This is a genomic window from Bacillus cereus group sp. MYBK195-1 (genome assembly GCF_051916605.1).
Classification (GTDB): Bacteria; Bacillota; Bacilli; order Bacillales; family Bacillaceae_G; genus Bacillus_A; species Bacillus_A cereus.
The window spans coordinates 183,768-202,223 of sequence record NZ_JBQAGZ010000009.1; the positions used below are offsets into that span (position 1 = coordinate 183,768).

Consider the following 18,456-nt stretch of genomic DNA (forward strand, 5'->3'; position numbering starts at 1 on the left):
TTCCTTTTTATGATCTGCGTAACAAGACTTTCGCAAAGTAGTTTCCTAAATTTTGAGCTATCTGTACGAGAATGATAAGTAACACGACCGTTACGAACATAACTGATGTATCAAAACGTTGATAACCATATGTCATTGCCAAGTCACCAAGACCGCCACCACCGACAAGCCCAGCAACTGCAGAGAATTCAATTAAACCAACTGTCATAAATGTGACACCTAAGATTAATGGTGCTAACGCTTCTGGTACAAGGATTTCAAAAACAATTCTAATTGGCGAGGCGCCCATTGCTTGCGCTGCTTCAATTACTCCTTTCGGAACGGAAACAAGGTTTGTTTCAACCATTCTAGCAATACCAATTGATGCGACTAACGTCATCGGGAAAATTGCCGCTGCTGTTCCAATCGTCGTTCCGATAACACTTCTTGTTAGTGGACTTAAGGCTACTAAAAAGATAATGAATGGTACCGGACGAATTGTATTAATTATGATGTTAAGAATAGAAAAGACCCATTTATTTTCTAAAAAGTTTCCTTTTCTCGTTACATATAAAAGTAAACCTAGAGGTATACCCAGAATTGTAGCAAATATAAGGGTTACAATTACCATTAAGAGGGTATCCCCCGTCGCATCTAGTATACGCGGCCAAAATATACTCCAATCAACTCGCATGAGCTTCTACCTCCTTCAGCTGCACTTGCAGTCTTAGATGTTGTAATGCTTTTTGAATTTCCCTCTGCTCACCTTGCAACTCTACAAGAAGATTTCCAAATAGCACATTTTGAAGTTCAATAATATTTCCGTACAGTACATTTACATCGACGTTATAGTTTTTTGCGATATATGATAGTACCGGCTGTCCTGTCTCCTCACCAGTAAATGTTAGACGATAAATTTGACCACCATTTTGAATTTTCGCTAGAACACTTTCCGGTAAATGATCATTAATGACAGAACGTACAAAGTTTTGAGTCGTCTTTGTTTTTGGTTGCGTGAAAACATCAAACAGTTTTCCTTCTTCAATAACTTTTCCCTTCTCCATTACAGCTACACGGTGACAAATTTCTTTCACAACATGCATTTCATGTGTAATAAGAAGAATTGTTAAATTGTATTCTCGATTTACTTTCTTTAATAAGTTTAGAATTTCTGTCGTTGTTTCTGGATCTAAGGCTGATGTTGCCTCATCACATATAAGAATATCTGGCGATGTCGCAAGTGCTCTAGCAATGCCCACACGCTGCTTTTGTCCACCTGATAGCTGCTCTGGGTAATAGTTTGCTTTATCTTCTAACCCTACAAACTTCAGCAGTTCATTTACTCTTTTTTTTATCTCATTCTTTGGTACTTTCGCTAACTTTAATGGATAAGCAATATTTCCAAATACTGTTCTTGAATTAAATAAATTAAAACTTTGAAAAATCATTCCAATTCTTTGTCTCAGTTTACGTAATTCTTTCGTCGATAATGATGTAATATCTTTATCATCTATTGAAATCGTTCCTGCCGTCGGTCTCTCTAACATATTTACTAAGCGTAATAACGTACTCTTTCCAGCGCCACTAAAACCGATAATGCCAAAAATTTCGCCTTTCTCAACTGATAATGTTACATCCTCCACCGCATGAACAGATTGGCCAGCTGATTCATACACTTTACTTACATTGTTAAAAGAAATCATTTTTTTCCCTCCTATATGCTGTAAAAACTTGAAGCAGAGCTTTCGAGGTAAAATAAAAAGTGCCCTCCTTCTTATCAACCATAAAGATAAGAAGGAGAGCACTTATATGTACTCGTTCACATCTTCTCATCTTCCAAGCCTTTATATGGCTTGCTGGAATTAGCACGGTATTAAAAAACCCGTTGCTGAGGTATCGTAGGGCCAGTCCCTCCACCTCTCTGGATAAGAATGTATCGATTTAATTGTCGTTTAATTAATTCTCATTATAGAACTCAGAATAATAAGAGTCAATACATTTTTTAGAAAAATATTAATTATTCCTTTATTAAAATTTTCAGATGAATATTCATCTGAAAAATAGTAACTTTCAAGGTTATTTAAAATTCTTCTTCCTCATATTTTTAAACAGGAGAATCCTCTCTACGAATTGAATAAATTTATTTGAATATGAAACTCGGAGGAAGATAAATATATGAAAACAGCTCTTTTACTCGTCGATATTCAAAACGATTATTTTCCAAATGGAAAGATGGAATTGCGTAATCCAGTAGAAGCAAGCGAATATGCTAATCAGTTATTACAACACTTTAGAACAAACAGCGAACCTATTTTTCATATCCAACACGTAGCTATAAAAGATGACGCTACTTTTTTCCTACCTAATACAGAAGGTGTACATATTCATGAAAGCGTACGTCCACTTAGAGAAGAAGCAGTTATAGTCAAACATTATCCAAATAGCTTCCGAGAAACTAATCTTCTAGAGCAATTAAAACGTTTAAATATTGAACATGTCGTTGTATGCGGGATGATGACTCATATGTGTATCGATGCAACAGTAAGGGCTGCATTCGATTTTGGCTTTCAATGTACCGTTATACATGACGCTTGTGCTACAAAAGACCTTTCTTTTAAGAACGCTACTATACCAGCTGTTTATATTCACAATACAATTTTAGCTAGTTTAAATGGCGTATATGCAAATGTAATAAGCACGCAAGAATTTTTAGCTACATAAAAAAACACTCCTTTCAGTGAGCAAAACTGAAAGGAGTGTTCCTTGTCGAACCATAGATTTTCTTTCAAATTGTATTATACAGGAAATTCTCAAAATGAATACTAAAAAATATGACTAATAAGTCAACTTTTCTCATCATTTTATTTCTGTTCACATGTTTATCACGCTATTAATAGGTTTTAGCTCATTCTCTTCGAACGACGGTAATATATGGGGGTTCAATTTTAAAAGGAGCTCTTCACATTCTGTGAAGAGCTCCTCTACTATTTCTTATAAAGTTTCAGAAGTAGTTTTTGCTTGCATATGAAGTGCTAAGTAATCAGGTCCACCAGCTTTAGAGTCTGTACCAGACATGTTAAAGCCACCGAATGGTTGGTAACCTACGATTGCACCAGTACATCCACGGTTGAAGTATAAGTTACCAACGTGGAAGTCTTCGCGTGCTTTTTCAATATGGTCACGGTTGTTAGTAATAACAGCACCTGTTAAACCGTATTCCGTATTGTTTGCAATTGCAAGTGCATGATCAAAGTCTTTCGCTTTACAGAATGCTACTACTGGTCCGAAGATTTCTTCTTTCATTAAGCGAGCATCTTCTGCAACGTCAGCAACGATTGTTGGTTGGATGAACCAGCCTTTAGAATCGTCTCCTTCGCCACCTGCTAAGATTCTACCTTCTTCTTTACCAATTGCAACATAGCTCATTACTTTATCAAATGCAGCTTGGTCATTAACAGGACCCATGTTTGTACCTAATACTGCTGGGTTAGCAACTTTTAATTCTTTTGTTAATTCAACAGCACGATTTAATACGTGATCGTATACATCTTCATGGATTACTGCACGAGAACATGCAGAACATTTTTGTCCTGAGAATCCGAATGCTGATGCAACGATAGACTTAGCTGCTAATTCAAGATCTGCTTCTTTATCAACAACGATTGTATCTTTACCGCCCATTTCAGCGATAACACGTTTTAACCAAATTTGTCCTGGGTTTACTTTCGCTGCACGCTCGTAGATACGGATACCTACATCACGAGATCCCGTGAAGCTTACGAAACGTGTACGAGGATGATCTACTAAGTAGTCACCAACTTCAGAACCGTTACCTGGAACGAAGTTTACTACGCCAGCTGGTAAGCCAGCTTCTTCTAATACTTCCATAAATTTCGCTGCTACTACAGGAGTTGTACTAGCTGGTTTTAGTAATACTGTGTTACCAGAAACTAAAGCAGCTGTTGTCATACCTGCCATAATTGCGAATGGGAAGTTCCAAGGAGAAATGATAACACCTACTCCTAATGGAATGTAAGAGAAACGATTATATTCAATTGGACGGCTTTCTACTGGAATACCGTCTTTTAATTTTAACATTTGACGACCATAATATTCCATAAAGTCGATTGCTTCTGCTGTATCAGCATCTGCCTCATTCCATGGCTTACCTGCTTCTTTTACAAGAATAGCAGAGAATTCATGTTTTCTGCGACGAACGATTGCTGCAGCACGGAATAAAATGTCTGCACGCATTTCTGGCTTTGATTTTCTCCAAGTTTGGAATGTTTCATCCGCTACTTGCATTGCTTTTTCAGCTAACTCACGGCTTGCTTTTGAAACACGACCAACAAGTTCCTCTTTATTTGCAGGGTTTACAGAAACAATTTTGTCTTCTGTAGTGATTTTTTCTCCCCCAATAATTAATGGATAGTCTTGTCCAAGATAAGATTCTACTTTCTTTAAACCTTCTTCAAACGCTAATTTGTTAGCCTCCACTGAAAAATCTGTAAATGGCTCATGTTTGTATGCTACTACCATTTTTTTAGCCTCCCCTTAGAAAAACGTTTACATTTTACAACATTATTCTACACGATAATTTAGATTTATTCAAATATTCCTAGACTTATATTTTAAAAATTAATAAATTTTTAAAATATAATAAAAAAAGAGATTCATACATGCGTATGAATCTACAAAATATGAGTATATTCCAAAACATTTTTCCCAATCAATAATATAGTAACTAATAAAAATAAAGTTCTTACATATCCAACACCTTTTTGAACCGCAAACTTCGATCCAAAATAAGCACCTAAGATCATTGATAATCCCATGATAATACCGTATTCAAAATGAATTATGTCTAAAAATAAAAAAGTAATTAAAGATACAATATTACTAACAAAGTTCAAAAGTTTTCCAGATGCTGCCGCTTGAATAAAATCCAAGCCAATTAATAAAAATGCAAAAATTAAAAACGACCCTGTCCCTGGTCCAAAAAAACCATCATAAAATCCTATCATTAAAATAGCAAAGAAAAATATTAATGTTTTTCTTTGCGTCATCTTCTTATAGGTAGACACACTTCCCCAATTCTTTTTTGCAATAATATAAATAGCAATAAATACCAACATTACAAGTACTAATGGGCGTAAAATATCCGATGGAATAAATTTTACTACTAAAGCACCTGCAACAGCTCCAACAATAGTTAACGGGATTAACTTTCCTACAATTTTAAAATCAACTTTTCCTGATCGAATGAAATACATCGCACTCGTAAACGTCCCCATTGTTGCCGCTAATTTATTCGTTGCAATTGCCGAAGCTGGCGATAAGCCAACAAACATAAGTGCAGGAAGCGAAATTAACCCTCCTCCTCCAACAACGGAATCAATAAAAGCTGCTAAAAAACCGAATGCAATTAATAAAATAATGACTTGAAAACTTAATTCTTCCATGAGCTTTACCCCTTACCCCTATTTTTTACAACATTTTAAATTATAACAAAATTACATAAGAAAAAAAGCTGTTCCATAGAGGAACAGCCTTCATATTTAATCTAAAATTTTCACAAGTGGTTCATCTTGTTTTGCTTCACGTATAATAATAGCTTCTGGGCGTTCTACAGATTTAATCGTTACTTGTACTTTCATATAATTCGGGAAGTATTCCATAACAAGCCCTGCCACATATTGTGTAAAACCAACTATTTCAGCTTTTCCATTAAACTGGACAGGAATATCAAGCTTCATTTCTCTTAATTCATCATCTCTATACATACCAGTACCAATAACAGCTGTATAGTCGCCTTGGAAATAATCGCTTAGTTTTGCCTTAAAGTTGGATACTCTTGCAAGATCTTCACGTTTATTATCTGTTTTCGCTTGCTCTGATGGGAACAAATAATATTTTTCATTAATTTGTTTCCAATCTTCAACCGTTTCACTACCTTTTTCGACATTTGCATAAGAAACAAAATTACCTGGCACGAGCGAAGACTTTGGAGCTTGGCGATAAATCGCAAATGTTATCGGAATATTTTTTGTTTCAGGTTCTTTTTGATGTATGACTTTCAAAATTTCTTGCGCCATTTTTTTCCCTTCAGCTAACATCTTTTCATCTGGGATTGCAGCTTCACGTGGGTAACCATGCTCTTCGTTAAAATATTGAACAGAATTCATCGCTAATCCAACTACCATACCAACACGTTCCTCGCCGTTATCGCCTTTTTTCACGTAATAATCATGCTCTAAAATATTTGAAATATATATTGGATTTTTTTTGTTTTTCACTTCTAGTGATTCGGATCCTGTTCCTAATGCAGGATTTAATCCTATATTAGGAAATTTAACTGCATCTTTTTTTAATTTTTCCTCTAGTTCCTTTTGTTCAGCATCTGTACGTTTTCTTTTAACAAGCATCTGTATAGTTTGAGTATCTAGAGCTTTTCCGCCTTTTAAAAAATTATCTTTCGTACTAAATGATTCTTTTGCAATTCGCATTAATCCTGTTTCAAATTCATCTATATCAAGGCGACTATTTAACCCTTGCACCACTAAACCACGTGCCTTTCCACCATCAAATGGAATAGTCGTCTTATAATATTCATCCGAAATAGCGTATTTTGGAACAACTGATTGTTCTTTTGCTTTCCCCGATTTCCCAGCCACTTTTTCATCTTTGTCGGCACCTGCACTACACCCACTTACAAGTAGGCCAAGGCTTAATACCGCTAATGCTATTTTTTTCATGGTAAGTTTGCACCTCTTACTTATTTAGCTCTTGTAAGAACCTCTCTTCATTCCAAACCTCAACATTATGTTTCTCCGCTTGTGCTAATTTCGAACCAGCTGCTTCACCTGCAACAACTAAATCCGTACTCTTACTAACACTTCCTGTTACTTTTCCACCTAATGCCTCAATCTTCTTCTTCGCTTCACTTCGTCCCATAACTTCTAGCTTACCTGTTAAAACAACCGTTTTTCCTGCGAAGTAAGATTCAACATTTTGTAAATCTGCAATTTTTATACCTTTGTATGTCATATTCACGCCATACTCTTTAAACTGCTGTAATAACTCTAATACATCTTCATTATCAAAATATGTCACAACAGATTGAGCCATTTTTTCGCCAATTTCATTAATTGCTTTTAGTTCTTCTTCCGTTGCTTTTACAAGCTCATCCATCTTTTCAAAGTGCTCTGCAAATGTACGTGCTGCTTTCGCTCCAACGTGGCGAATTCCAAGACCAAATAATAATCGCTCTAACGAGTTTTCTTTAGAATTTTCAATTGCTTGTATTAAGTTTGTTGCTGATTTTTCACCAAAACGTTCTAACTGTAATAATTGCTCTTTCGTCAATGCATATAAATCAGCAAATGTACGAATGTAATCAGCATCAAAGAGTTGTGTAATGACACGTTCTCCAAGTCCATCAATATTCATTGCATTTCTTGAAACGAAATGGATTAACCCTTCTCGAATTTGAGCAGGACAAGTTGGATTTATACAACGAAGTGCTACTTCTTCTTCTAAACGAACAAGTTCACTCTCACATGCTGGACAATGAGTTGGCATGCGGTATTCTTCTTCCTCACCAGTACGCTTATCAAAAATAACGTTCACAACTTCAGGAATAATATCTCCAGCCTTCTTCACAACAACGTAGTCACCAATTCGAATGTCTTTTTCACGAATTAAATCTTCGTTATGTAAAGAAGCACGACGAACAATCGTACCAGCAACTCTCACTGGCTCTAGTTCTGCAGTCGGTGTTACAACCCCTGTTCGGCCAACACTTAATTCAATGCCTGTTAATCTCGTTACAACTTCTTCAGCCGGGAATTTATAAGCAATCGCCCATCTTGGACTCTTCGCTGTAGTTCCTAGACTTTCTTGAAGGGCAACATCATCTACTTTTATAACGATTCCATCAATCTCATAATCAAGATGCGGACGTTTTTCTTGCCATTCTTCTACATAAGCTATAACTTCTTCAATTGTTTCACATGTACGGCGATTTGGATTTGTCTTAAATCCAAGTTCACCTAAGAAATCCAGCGATTCACCATGTGATGAAATTGTTTTTTCTTCTACATTCGCAAGACCATACACAAACATAGATAAGTTACGCTTCGCTGCAATTTTCGGATCAAGTTGACGTATTGAACCTGCTGCTGCATTACGCGGATTCGCAAATACATCTTCTCCATTTTGCTCTTTTTCTTCATTTAGTTTAACGAATGAACGCTTCGGCATATATGCTTCGCCTCGTGCTTCTAACGTTACTTCTTCATTTAAACGCAGTGGGATAGCTTTAATCGTTTTTAAATTTTGAGTAATATCTTCACCCGTTACACCATCACCACGTGTCGCCCCTTGAATGAAGCGTCCTTTTTCATAATGAAGCGAAACGGCAAGCCCGTCAATTTTTAATTCACATATATATCTTACATTCGCACCATCAATTCCTTGACGTACTCTTCTGTCGAAATCACGTAAATCTCCTTCGTTAAATGCATTTCCTAAACTTAACATTGGTGACTTATGTGTTACTTTTTCAAATATATCAAGAACAGTCCCCCCAACGCGAACGGAGGGAGAATCTTCACTCATAAACTCTGGGTTCTCTGCTTCTAATTTTATAAGCTCCTGCATATTACGGTCATATTCCGCATCAGAAACAGAAGGATTGTCTAATACGTGATATTGATAGTTAAATGTATTTAACAAGTCACGTAATTCTTCTATACGTTTTTTTACTATCTCTTTTGACATATCCTCATTCCTTTCCTATTGTTTCGTCACAGGTGCAAATTTTGCTAACAAACGTTTAACACCAATTGGGCTTGGGAACGCAATATCTAATTCTTTTGCATCACCTTCACCTTTTACACTTACAACTGTACCGACTCCCCATTTTTGGTGGGAAGCTTTATCTCCTACAGCCCAGCCAATTTGTTCGCCACCTGTCGTCTTAGCTGCAGGGCGCGCGAAAGCTGAACGAGAGCGTGTTGCTGTTGTGATTGTCGTTTTGCCGCTACTTGCCGTTCTGCCTTTTGTACCAAACGATGTTTCACGCTTCGGCGCTGTTTCATTTAATGATTCCACTAGTTCTGTCGGTATTTCTGTAATAAATCGAGACGCAGCGTTCATACTTGTTCTACCAAATAATGTACGCATTTGCGCGTTAGATAAATATAGCTCTTCTTCTGCACGAGTAATACCTACATAAGCAAGACGACGTTCTTCTTGCATTTCATCCTCTTCCATAAGAGAACGAGTATGAGGGAATATCCCTTCCTCTAAGCCAACAATAAAGACAACCGGGAACTCTAATCCTTTCGCCGAGTGCATCGTCATTAAAATAACTTCTTCACCAGCAGTTGGGTCTTCATCTACACGATCAATATCAGCAACAAGTGCTAAATCTGTTAAGAATGCAACAAGGCTCTTATCTTCGCTTTGAGATTCAAATGTTTGCGTAACAGATAAGAACTCGTCTAAGTTTTCTAAACGACCTTCCGCTTCTAAAGAACGTTCATTTTTCAACATATCGCGATAGCCTGTTTTTTCAATAACTTCTTCTACTAATTCTGTAACAGATAAATACTCTTGCATATTTACCCAGTTATTTAATAAATTCGCGAATTCTTTTACTGCCTTTGTAATTTTTGCACTTACTCCAACATGCTCAATCTCATCAAATACAGCAGTTAATGAAATTCCATTTTGCACACCGTAATTAATAATTTTATCGATAGAAGTCGCACCAATGCCACGCTTTGGCACATTTATAATACGTGCAAAACTAATTTCATCATCTGGATTACCGATTAAACGTAAGTACGCCAAAATATCTTTAATCTCTTTACGATCGTAGAACTTCGTACCCCCGACAATTTTATACGGAATGTTAGATTTAAGGAAAATCTCCTCGACCATACGAGACTGAGCATTCGTACGATATAGCACTGCAAAATCAGTATATTTTCGTTTCCCCATTTGAATATCGTCACGAATTTTTTTTGCAACAAAATACGCTTCGTCCTTTTCAGTTGCAGCACGATAATACGAGATTTTACTTCCAACTTGATTGTCTGTCCATAATTTCTTCGGCTTACGATTCGTATTTTTTTCAATAACAGCATTCGCTGCATTTAAAATATTTTGTGACGAACGATAGTTTTGTTCTAACAGAATTACTTGTGCATTCTCATAGTCTTTTTCGAATGACAAAATGTTAGAAATATCTGCACCACGCCAGCGATAAATAGACTGGTCAGAGTCACCCACAACGCAAAGATTTTTAAAACGCGCTGCCAAATGTTTAACAAGAAGATATTGCGCTTTATTTGTATCTTGATACTCATCAACATGAATATATTGGAACTTACGCTGATAAAACTCTAATACTTCTGGAACACGTTCAAATAGCTGAATCGTCGTCATAATTAAATCATCAAAGTCTAATGAATTATTTTTCAAAAGACGTTTTTGATACTCTGTGTATACATCGCTCGTTAATTTTTCATATGGATCAGCCATTGTAATTTTTTTTGCATATTTATCCGCAGATAACAGTTCATTTTTCGCATTACTAATACCCGCTAAAATAGAGCGCGGCTCAAATTTCTTCGGATCAACATTACGCTCTTTCATAATTTTTTTGACTACAGTTAGCTGATCACCTGAATCTAAGATTGTAAAGTTACGATTAATACCAATACGATCGATATCGCGTCGTAAAATACGTACACACATAGAGTGAAACGTCGAAATCCAAATATCTTCTGCTTCTGGTCCCACAAGTGTATCAATACGCTCACGCATTTCACGAGCTGCTTTATTTGTGAAGGTAATAGCTAGTACATTCCATGGTGCTACACCTTTTTCACCAAGTAAATACGCAATACGATGTGTTAACACACGTGTCTTACCACTACCTGCACCTGCCATTAATAGAAGTGGTCCATTCGTTGTTTGTACTGCTTTTTGTTGCTGTGGATTTAAACCGTTTAATAACTTATCTGTCATACTCATATACGCCTGCACCTACTCTCCTTTTACTGCTTTAACTGTTTTTAACGCCGATTTTATATCATCATAAATAATATTTCCAACAACTACTGTATCAGCATATTGTGCCATTTCTTTCGCCTGTTCTGCATTAGAAATACCACCGCCATAATATAACTTAGCTTGTTTCAATTCTGCTTTTACATTTTTAACAAGTTCAACATCTCCATACGTACCGCTATATTCTAAATAAAATATCGGTAAACGTAATAGCTTGTCTGCTAAACGAGCATATGCAATAACGTCATCTTCTGTTACATCACATTTCGCTTCTGTAAGCTGGGCTACTTTCGCTTCTGGATTTAAAACACAATACCCTTCCATAAAAATTTCGTCCCAGTCCATAATATCCCCAAATTCTTTCAATGCCTCATGATGAACACCTGTTACCCATTCTACTTTTCGGCTATTTAAAACACTTGGGATGTAATAAAAATCAAATCCTGGTGTAATTGCTTCTACATCAGAGACCTCTAATACACAAGGAACTGCATATCTACGAATGCTAACTAGCATGTGTAATACGTTATCAATTGTAACTCCATCACTTCCGCCTACAATAACCGCATCAGTTCCAGACTCACAAATCATTTCTAAATGTTCATCGCTTAACTCCTTATTTGGATCAAGCTTAAATACATGTTTCCATCCGGAAATATCGTACATGAAAACACCCTTCCTTTTCTCTAGTTATATATATTTCTGTTCAAAATAACAGTTTATTTTCATCATTATTGTTTTAACTTCATCTTAAATATTTGTTTAAAACGGAGAATTAAGTTTGGAATTACCTCTTCCATATTTTTTAAACTAGAGGATTTAATTTTGAAGTTCCTTTTATGCATTCTTTCATTATAACAAAAAAAGTTACTTACACACACGCACATTCCAACATCTTTTTCCACGTCAAATGTTGGATTACATATCCCAAAAATCAAACGGGATACTAATAAAAGAAATAGTATTATCTATTTCAACTTTCATAAAAAGGAGTGTTTTTCTAATGAAGCAAAATATCGGGACAATAAACGCTCTAATTCGAATTACACTTGGGCTCGTCCTCTTCGGATGTAGTGCAACTAAACTTGTACGCAAGCCGTGGTGCACTTGGTCTAACATTTTTCTATGGATTGGTGCAATGAAAGTTGCAGAAGGAATTGTTCGTTTCTGCCCTGTTGTTGAAATGTGGAAATTCGGAAAATACATGAATATGGGGGCATTTAAAATGCCTAGCATGAATTTTGCTGAAAAAGGACATGCTAAAGAAGAAGTGAATCAAACTTCCACTCATGACAAGCCAGAGTCAAAAGGAAGTTATGACGCTTCTGACAAAGAGATTGAGTCAGCGATTGAAGATATAATCCTGGCAAAACCGCTTTGAATCATTTGTCACGATGCAAGATGCTCTCAAAGGGACTTAGCTGCTGCAGTGGGCGGTTAAGTCTTCTTTATTTTACCATAAAACAGAACGTACATTCTCTTTTTGAACCTTAAAATGTATATAAAAGATATCAACCAATAAAATTCAGAAAATTAGATGCATACCTCTTGCTTAAAATGATATAAAAGTGATATCATTTTTATATCAGGAGGCGATCATATGAAAGAAAAACAAGTATTTTATGTAAATGGTTTTCTCGGTATTATTGGAATTTTGATTTTAGCTGCTATCGGTGTATTTTTCCTTGCACAAGAAATTTTCATAGGAGCGGCACTAACTATTATATTAGCCGCAGTTCTCGCTACAGGTATCGGTATTGTTCAACCGAATCAAGCGAAGGTTATTACGTTCTTCGGTAATTATTTAGGAACAATTCGTCAAAACGGTTTATTTTTAACGATTCCGTTCGCATTCCGTCAAACTGTATCTTTACGTGTTGAAAACTTTAACAGTAAAAAATTAAAAGTAAATGACGTTGATGGAAATCCAATTGAAATTGCAGCTGTTATCGTATATAAAGTTGTTGATTCTGCAAAAGCAATGTTTGGTGTTGAACATTATGATCGATTTGTAGAAATTCAAAGCGAAACGGCAATCCGCCATGTTGCAACAAAATATCCTTATGACAATTTCCAAGATGAAACCTGCGTTACGTTACGCGGAAATACTGAAGAAATCTCTGAGGAATTAAAACGTGAGTTAGAGGCGCGTCTTGAAATTGCTGGTGTAGAAGTATTAGAAACTCGTTTAACGCACTTAGCTTACGCAACAGAAATTGCCCATGCAATGCTACAACGCCAGCAAGCAAAAGCAGTATTAGCTGCTAGAAAAGAAATTGTTGAAGGTGCTGTGAAGATGGCGAAAGACTCCATCCATATGTTAGATGAAGAAGGCGTACTAGAACTCGATGACGAGCGTAAAGCAAATATGGTAAACAACTTATTAGTTGCCATCGTTTCAGATAAAGGTGCGCAGCCAGTTATTAATACAGGAAGCCTATACTAAGGGCTATAAGTAATTATGGCTAAAAAGAAAAGCTTTCCATTACGTATTGATCCTGAATTACACGCAGTCATCGAAAAATGGGCAAATGATGAATTTCGTAGCGTCAATGCACACATCGAGTATTTACTTCGAGAAATGGCAAAGCAAAAAGGGAAATTAAAAAAAGATAAAGATGCATAAAAAATCCCGCTGATTCCTCAGCGGGATTTTTACATATTAACTTTTCGTCATCTCATGCCCAATTGCACGATATCCTATGTCACTTCGATAAAATAGACCATCACTCTCAATTTTACCGATTTCTTTATATACTTTATCTTTTGCTTCTTGTAAACTACTTGCCTTACAAGCAACAAATAATACACGGCCACCGTTCGTTACAAAGTCCCCATGTTTCATTGCTGTACCTGCATGGAAAACAATCACATTTTGCAGTGCATCTAGTCCGCTAATAATATCACCTTTTTTATATGCTTCTGGATATCCTTTAGAAGCAAGTACAACACCGATTACCGCTTCTTCTGACCATTGTAACGTTAGTTCACTTTCATCTAATACAGCGTTACATACATCAACTAAATCGTTTTCTAATCGAGGTAATACAACTTCTGTTTCAGGATCACCGAAGCGTGCATTAAATTCAATTACCTTCGGACCATCATTTGTTAAAATAAGACCTGCGTATAAAATACCTGTAAACGAACGGTTTTCTTCAATCATCGCCTTAGCAGTTGGATGCAATACGGTTTGAATCGCTTCTTGAACTGCTGATTCTGGAATTTGTGGTACTGGAGAATATGCACCCATTCCGCCCGTATTTGGACCTTTATCACCATCAAAAGCTCTTTTATGATCTTGGGCGATTATCATTGGATGTACAGTTGTTCCATTCACGAATGCCATTAATGAAAATTCTTGTCCATCTAAAAACTCTTCAATAACAACCTTCTTACTTGCCGCGCCGAATTTCACATCTTGCAGCATTTCTTTCACAGCTTGTAATGCCTCTTCAAGCGTCATCGCTACCGTTACACCTTTACCCGCAGCTAAGCCGTCAGCTTTAATAACGATTGGTGCACCAACTTTTTGAATGTACTGTACTGCTTCTTCATAATCTGTAAAAGTTTCGTACGCCGCAGTTGGAATATCATACTTTTTCATAAGCTCTTTTGTAAAAGCTTTACTACCTTCAATAACAGCAGCCGCTTTATTCGGACCAAATACGCGAAGTCCCTCTTCTTTAAAACGATCAACAATTCCATTCATAAGCGGAATTTCTGGTCCAACGAAAGTTAACTCAACATTATTCTCTTTTGCAAATAAAACTAATGCATCAAAATCATTTTCATCAATATCAACTGGTGTTGCAACATCTCTCATACCTTCATTACCTGGTGCTACATATACCTTTTCTACTTTTTCAGATTGTGCAAACTTCCAAGCTAAAGCATGCTCACGCCCACCGCGGCCAATTACTAAAACATTCATATTTCATCCCCCAATAATTAAATAAGTACAAACTAGAAGCTATGCTCCTAGTTTGCTTTTTCATATCAATAAAAGGTTATCTCGACCGGACTTTTTAAACATCCATATCAATAAAGGTTTAAAAAGGAGGATTAAGAGAACCGAGCAGGTCTAGGCGCATTTGCCAGGAGGACACGGAGTGTAGCTTTCCTACATGAGTACCGCACTGGCGATGCAACGACGATATGCGAAGGTTATCTTAACCGGACTTTTTAAACATCCTCTATTAGTGTTTGAAATGACGTACGCCAGTGAACACCATAGCAATCCCATAAGTATCTGCCACTTTAATAGAATCTTCATCACGGATTGATCCGCCCGGTTGAATGATTGCTGTAATTCCTGCTTTTGCTGCTTCTTCTAATGTATCTGGCATTGGGAAGAAAGCATCAGATGCAAGCGCGCTACCTTGTGTTTTTTCACCAGCTTGTGTAATTGCGATTTTTGCAGAACCTACACGGTTCATCTGTCCCGCACCGACACCAATTGTCATGTCATCTTTCGCTAAAACAATTGCGTTTGATTTCACATGTTTTACAACTTTCCAAGCTAGTTTTAAATCTTTCCATTCTTGCTCTGAAGGTTCACGTTTCGTTGGAATTGAAATTGTACTTTCATCTAATGATAACGTATCTTCCTCTTGAACGAGAAGTCCACCTTGTATAGAAGTTAGTTTTTTGCTTGCACTTGTCGCTTTTTCAATATTTATAGTTAATAAACGTAAGTTCTTCTTACTTTGCAACACTTCTAAAGCTTCTTGTGAGAACGAAGGTGCGATAACAATTTCTAAGAAAATTTCATGTAACTTTTCTGCTGTAGCTTTATCAATTTCACGATTTGCTGCGATAATACCGCCGAAGATTGATACTGGATCTGCTTCATAAGCACGAGTATATGCTTCGTGAATATTAGTTCCTACTCCAACACCACATGGATTCATATGTTTTACTGCTACTACTGCTGGTTCTGTAAATTCTTTTACGATGCTAAGCGCTGCGTCTGCATCATTAATATTGTTATACGATAATTCCTTACCGTGTAATTGTTCTGCGTATGCAACAGAAGAAGTTGCTGCGAATGGCGCTTTATAGAAAGTTGCTTTTTGATGTGGGTTCTCGCCATAACGTAAGTCTTGCTTTTTCTCAAATGTCACGGTTAATGTTTCTGGACTTTCTTCACCCATTTGCTCTGTTAAGTAGTTAGAAATTAGCGCATCATACGCTGCTGTATGACGGAATACTTTCGCTGCTAGTTTACGTTTTGTTTCCTCTGCTACTTCACCGTTCTCTTTCAGTTCTGCTAACACAATATCATAATCTACTGGATCTACAATTACCGATACGAATTTATGATTTTTCGCAGCAGAGCGAATCATTGTTGGGCCACCGATATCAATATTTTCAATTGCATCAGCAAATGTTACATCAGGCTTAGCGATTGTTTCTTTAAATGGGTATAAGTTAACAACAACAAAGTCAATTGGCTCTATGCCTAACTCATTCATTTGTGTTACATGTGTTTCATTATCACGAACTGCTAATAGACCACCATGAATATTTGGATGTAATGTTTTCACACGGCCATCCATAATTTCAGGGAAACCAGTTACTTCAGAAATGCCGATTACTTGTAAGCCGTTTTCTTCTAGTAACTTTTTCGTACCACCTGTTGAAATAACTTCAATCCCTTGTTCTAGTAATCCTTTAACAAATTCTACTACTCCTGTTTTATCTGAAACACTTACTAATGCACGCTTTTTCATTTATCCTTCACCCCTGGTTGTATGTTAGTTAACAGTTGATTCTTTCACAGACTGAACAATTTGATTCACTGTATTTACGTATAATTTATGTTCAACTTGTTGAATTTTCTTTTGTAAGCTTTCTCTCGTATCCCCTTCAGAAACAGCCACTGCTTCTTGTGCAATAATTGGCCCTGTATCCATACCTGCATCTACATAATGAATTGTTACTCCAGTTACTTTCACACCTGCTTCTAACGCTTGACCGACAGCATCTTTACCCGGAAAGCTCGGTAGTAATGATGGATGAATATTAATAATCTTCCCGCCGTATGCTTCTAATAACGTCGGCCCGATTAAACGCATATATCCAGCTAAAATAACATAATCAATTTCATATTCTTCTAGCTTCTTTAATATCTCTTTTTCAAACGCTTCTTTTGACTCATATGCTTTCGCTGAAAAAGCAAAACACGGAATATGATGATAATTTGCCCGTCCAACAGCGCGTGCTTCTGGTTTATCACATACTAATAAACTAATTTCTGCATCCAATCTTTTTTCTTCTACCGCATTAACGAGAGATTGAAAGTTAGATCCGCTTCCAGAAGCAAAAACTGCTAATCTACTCATAGTGCTGTGCCCCCATTAAAAGTAACGCCAGCTCCTTGTATAGTACGTCCAATAATACGAGCCATTTCTCCTTGCTCTTCAAGAAGACGAACAACATCTTTTGCATCTTCTTCCTTCACTGCTACTACCATACCAATACCCATGTTAAAAATATTGAACATTTCTTTCTCTTCCAGTTTTCCAACTTCTTGAAGCAAACTAAAGATCGGCTGAATTTCCCAAGATCCTAGTTCAATCTCAGCACCGATTCCTTCTGGCAACATGCGTGGAATATTTTCAATAAATCCGCCACCTGTAATATGCGCCATACCGTATACTTCATGTTTCTTCAATAGTTCTAAAATAGGTTTGACATAAACTTTCGTTGGTTTTAATAATTCTTCACCAAGAGGTAGTTCTAAGCGGCCATAAATACGCTCTAAAGATAGTTCTCCATCTTCTAGTAACACTTTTCGTACTAAAGAGTAACCATTGCTATGAATACCGCTAGATGCTAAGCCAATTAGCACGTGACCAGCTTCAATCTTTTCACCTGTTACAATTTTCTTTTTATCAACAATCCCAACTGTAAAACCAGCTAAATCATATTCTTCCGTAGAATACATTCCTGGCATTTCAGCTGTTTCTCCACCGATTAATGCACAACCAGCTTGGCGACAGCCCTCTGATATACCTTTGACGATGTTTTCAATTTTACTAGGTTCAGCTTTACCACAAGCAATATAATCAAGGAAGAAAAGCGGCTCTGCTCCTTGGACAACAATATCATTTACACACATTGCTACTGCATCAATACCAATTGTATCATGTTTATCTGCCATAAAAGCGAGCATCAATTTCGTTCCCACGCCATCTGTTCCAGATACTAATACAGGTTCTTCTAATGCAAATTTTGATAGATCAAACATACCTCCAAAACCGCCTAAACCGCCTAGTACTTCTTTTCTCATAGTTGTTTGTACGTGTTTTTTCATGCGAGATACCGCTTCATATCCAGCTTCAATATCTACTCCTGCTTGCTTATATGCATTCGCCATCGTTATTTACA

At 36.7% G+C, this 18,456-nt stretch carries 16 protein-coding genes and 1 riboswitch; of the genes, 4 read left to right on the forward strand and 12 right to left on the reverse strand.

Annotated elements, in window-relative coordinates; all coding sequences use genetic code 11:
- Positions 1-7: 7 nt before the first annotated feature.
- Both ACTFRY_RS26150 and ACTFRY_RS26155 read right to left on the reverse strand, forming a co-directional pair.
- Positions 8-673 carry a methionine ABC transporter permease gene (locus ACTFRY_RS26150; protein ID WP_001261865.1) on the reverse strand — a complete coding sequence of 222 codons (666 nt, stop codon included), beginning with the start codon at positions 671-673 and terminating at the stop codon, positions 8-10.
- On the reverse strand, positions 663-1,682 hold the full coding sequence (locus ACTFRY_RS26155) for a methionine ABC transporter ATP-binding protein (RefSeq protein WP_000622972.1): 1,020 nt from the start codon (positions 1,680-1,682) through the stop codon (positions 663-665). The genes ACTFRY_RS26150 and ACTFRY_RS26155 overlap by 11 nt, the downstream gene beginning before the upstream one ends.
- A gap of 123 nt (positions 1,683-1,805) precedes the next feature.
- Positions 1,806-1,911, reverse strand: a riboswitch (SAM riboswitch).
- A 243-nt stretch (positions 1,912-2,154) separates the two neighbouring features.
- Here ACTFRY_RS26155 and ACTFRY_RS26160 point away from each other — a divergent pair.
- Positions 2,155-2,700, forward strand: a complete 546-nt coding sequence (locus ACTFRY_RS26160; protein ID WP_098616529.1) for a cysteine hydrolase family protein — start codon at positions 2,155-2,157, stop codon at positions 2,698-2,700.
- A gap of 270 nt (positions 2,701-2,970) precedes the next feature.
- On the opposite strand, the gene pruA is transcribed toward ACTFRY_RS26160, so the two are convergent.
- The 6 genes from pruA to ACTFRY_RS26190 all read right to left on the reverse strand — a co-directional run bounded on the left by pruA (position 2,971) and on the right by ACTFRY_RS26190 (position 11,727).
- On the reverse strand, positions 2,971-4,518 hold the full coding sequence (gene pruA / locus ACTFRY_RS26165; protein WP_000259552.1) for an L-glutamate gamma-semialdehyde dehydrogenase: 1,548 nt from the start codon (positions 4,516-4,518) through the stop codon (positions 2,971-2,973).
- Positions 4,519-4,670: 152 nt separating this feature from the next.
- A complete protein-coding gene (locus ACTFRY_RS26170; RefSeq protein WP_000391975.1) occupies positions 4,671-5,441 on the reverse strand; it encodes a TSUP family transporter in 771 nt (256 codons plus the stop codon).
- A gap of 96 nt (positions 5,442-5,537) precedes the next feature.
- A complete protein-coding gene (locus ACTFRY_RS26175; protein ID WP_000717034.1) occupies positions 5,538-6,734 on the reverse strand; it encodes a CamS family sex pheromone protein in 1,197 nt (398 codons plus the stop codon).
- A gap of 16 nt (positions 6,735-6,750) precedes the next feature.
- The gene (gene ligA / locus ACTFRY_RS26180) at positions 6,751-8,760 is read right to left on the reverse strand and encodes an NAD-dependent DNA ligase LigA (RefSeq protein WP_098616530.1); all 2,010 of its coding nucleotides are present in this window, start codon (positions 8,758-8,760) and stop codon (positions 6,751-6,753) included.
- A gap of 15 nt (positions 8,761-8,775) precedes the next feature.
- Positions 8,776-11,025 (reverse strand): DNA helicase PcrA, encoded by a 2,250-nt coding sequence (pcrA, locus tag ACTFRY_RS26185; RefSeq protein WP_002100669.1) that lies wholly within the window; start codon positions 11,023-11,025, stop codon positions 8,776-8,778.
- Positions 11,026-11,037: 12 nt separating this feature from the next.
- Positions 11,038-11,727, reverse strand: a complete 690-nt coding sequence (locus ACTFRY_RS26190) for a heptaprenylglyceryl phosphate synthase (RefSeq protein ID WP_000272103.1) — start codon at positions 11,725-11,727, stop codon at positions 11,038-11,040.
- 337 nt (positions 11,728-12,064) lie between these two features.
- Here ACTFRY_RS26190 and ACTFRY_RS26195 point away from each other — a divergent pair, with 337 nt between their 5' ends.
- From ACTFRY_RS26195 to ACTFRY_RS26205, 3 genes are all read left to right on the forward strand, one after another.
- Positions 12,065-12,442, forward strand: a complete 378-nt coding sequence (locus tag ACTFRY_RS26195; RefSeq protein ID WP_000812345.1) for a YgaP family membrane protein — start codon at positions 12,065-12,067, stop codon at positions 12,440-12,442.
- 219 nt (positions 12,443-12,661) lie between these two features.
- The gene (locus ACTFRY_RS26200) at positions 12,662-13,507 is read left to right on the forward strand and encodes an SPFH domain-containing protein (protein WP_000660669.1); all 846 of its coding nucleotides are present in this window, start codon (positions 12,662-12,664) and stop codon (positions 13,505-13,507) included.
- 15 nt (positions 13,508-13,522) lie between these two features.
- Positions 13,523-13,687: a toxin-antitoxin system HicB family antitoxin gene (locus tag ACTFRY_RS26205; RefSeq protein ID WP_001085171.1), complete on the forward strand. Its 165-nt coding sequence runs from the start codon at positions 13,523-13,525 to the stop codon at positions 13,685-13,687.
- A gap of 36 nt (positions 13,688-13,723) precedes the next feature.
- On the opposite strand, the gene purD is transcribed toward ACTFRY_RS26205, so the two are convergent.
- From purD to purM, 4 genes are all read right to left on the reverse strand, one after another.
- Entirely contained in the window at positions 13,724-14,995 is a 1,272-nt protein-coding gene (purD, locus tag ACTFRY_RS26210) for a phosphoribosylamine--glycine ligase (protein ID WP_016117072.1), read from the reverse strand.
- A 265-nt stretch (positions 14,996-15,260) separates the two neighbouring features.
- Positions 15,261-16,796, reverse strand: coding sequence for a bifunctional phosphoribosylaminoimidazolecarboxamide formyltransferase/IMP cyclohydrolase (gene purH / locus ACTFRY_RS26215; RefSeq protein ID WP_000745433.1), 1,536 nt, complete (start codon positions 16,794-16,796; stop codon positions 15,261-15,263).
- Between the two features lie 24 nt (positions 16,797-16,820).
- Positions 16,821-17,408, reverse strand: coding sequence for a phosphoribosylglycinamide formyltransferase (purN, locus tag ACTFRY_RS26220; RefSeq protein WP_044795604.1), 588 nt, complete (start codon positions 17,406-17,408; stop codon positions 16,821-16,823).
- Positions 17,405-18,445, reverse strand: coding sequence for a phosphoribosylformylglycinamidine cyclo-ligase (purM, locus tag ACTFRY_RS26225; protein ID WP_098616531.1), 1,041 nt, complete (start codon positions 18,443-18,445; stop codon positions 17,405-17,407). Before purM ends, purN begins: the two co-directional genes overlap by 4 nt.
- Positions 18,446-18,456: the final 11 nt, after the last annotated feature.

Bases quoted from the DNA above. Each gene is read 5' to 3' on its own strand.
- ACTFRY_RS26150 (WP_001261865.1), bottom strand. From the start codon at position 673: ATGCGAGTTGATTGGAGTATATTTTGGCCGCGTATACTAGATGCGACG.
- ACTFRY_RS26155 (WP_000622972.1), bottom strand. From the start codon at position 1,682: ATGATTTCTTTTAACAATGTAAGTAAAGTGTATGAATCAGCTGGCCAA.
- ACTFRY_RS26160 (WP_098616529.1), top strand. From the start codon at position 2,155: ATGAAAACAGCTCTTTTACTCGTCGATATTCAAAACGATTATTTTCCA.
- pruA (WP_000259552.1), bottom strand. From the start codon at position 4,518: ATGGTAGTAGCATACAAACATGAGCCATTTACAGATTTTTCAGTGGAG.
- ACTFRY_RS26170 (WP_000391975.1), bottom strand. From the start codon at position 5,441: ATGGAAGAATTAAGTTTTCAAGTCATTATTTTATTAATTGCATTCGGT.
- ACTFRY_RS26175 (WP_000717034.1), bottom strand. From the start codon at position 6,734: ATGAAAAAAATAGCATTAGCGGTATTAAGCCTTGGCCTACTTGTAAGT.
- ligA (WP_098616530.1), bottom strand. From the start codon at position 8,760: ATGTCAAAAGAGATAGTAAAAAAACGTATAGAAGAATTACGTGACTTG.
- pcrA (WP_002100669.1), bottom strand. From the start codon at position 11,025: ATGAGTATGACAGATAAGTTATTAAACGGTTTAAATCCACAGCAACAA.
- ACTFRY_RS26190 (WP_000272103.1), bottom strand. From the start codon at position 11,727: ATGTACGATATTTCCGGATGGAAACATGTATTTAAGCTTGATCCAAAT.
- ACTFRY_RS26195 (WP_000812345.1), top strand. From the start codon at position 12,065: ATGAAGCAAAATATCGGGACAATAAACGCTCTAATTCGAATTACACTT.
- ACTFRY_RS26200 (WP_000660669.1), top strand. From the start codon at position 12,662: ATGAAAGAAAAACAAGTATTTTATGTAAATGGTTTTCTCGGTATTATT.
- ACTFRY_RS26205 (WP_001085171.1), top strand. From the start codon at position 13,523: ATGGCTAAAAAGAAAAGCTTTCCATTACGTATTGATCCTGAATTACAC.
- purD (WP_016117072.1), bottom strand. From the start codon at position 14,995: ATGAATGTTTTAGTAATTGGCCGCGGTGGGCGTGAGCATGCTTTAGCT.
- purH (WP_000745433.1), bottom strand. From the start codon at position 16,796: ATGAAAAAGCGTGCATTAGTAAGTGTTTCAGATAAAACAGGAGTAGTA.
- purN (WP_044795604.1), bottom strand. From the start codon at position 17,408: ATGAGTAGATTAGCAGTTTTTGCTTCTGGAAGCGGATCTAACTTTCAA.
- purM (WP_098616531.1), bottom strand. From the start codon at position 18,445: ATGGCGAATGCATATAAGCAAGCAGGAGTAGATATTGAAGCTGGATAT.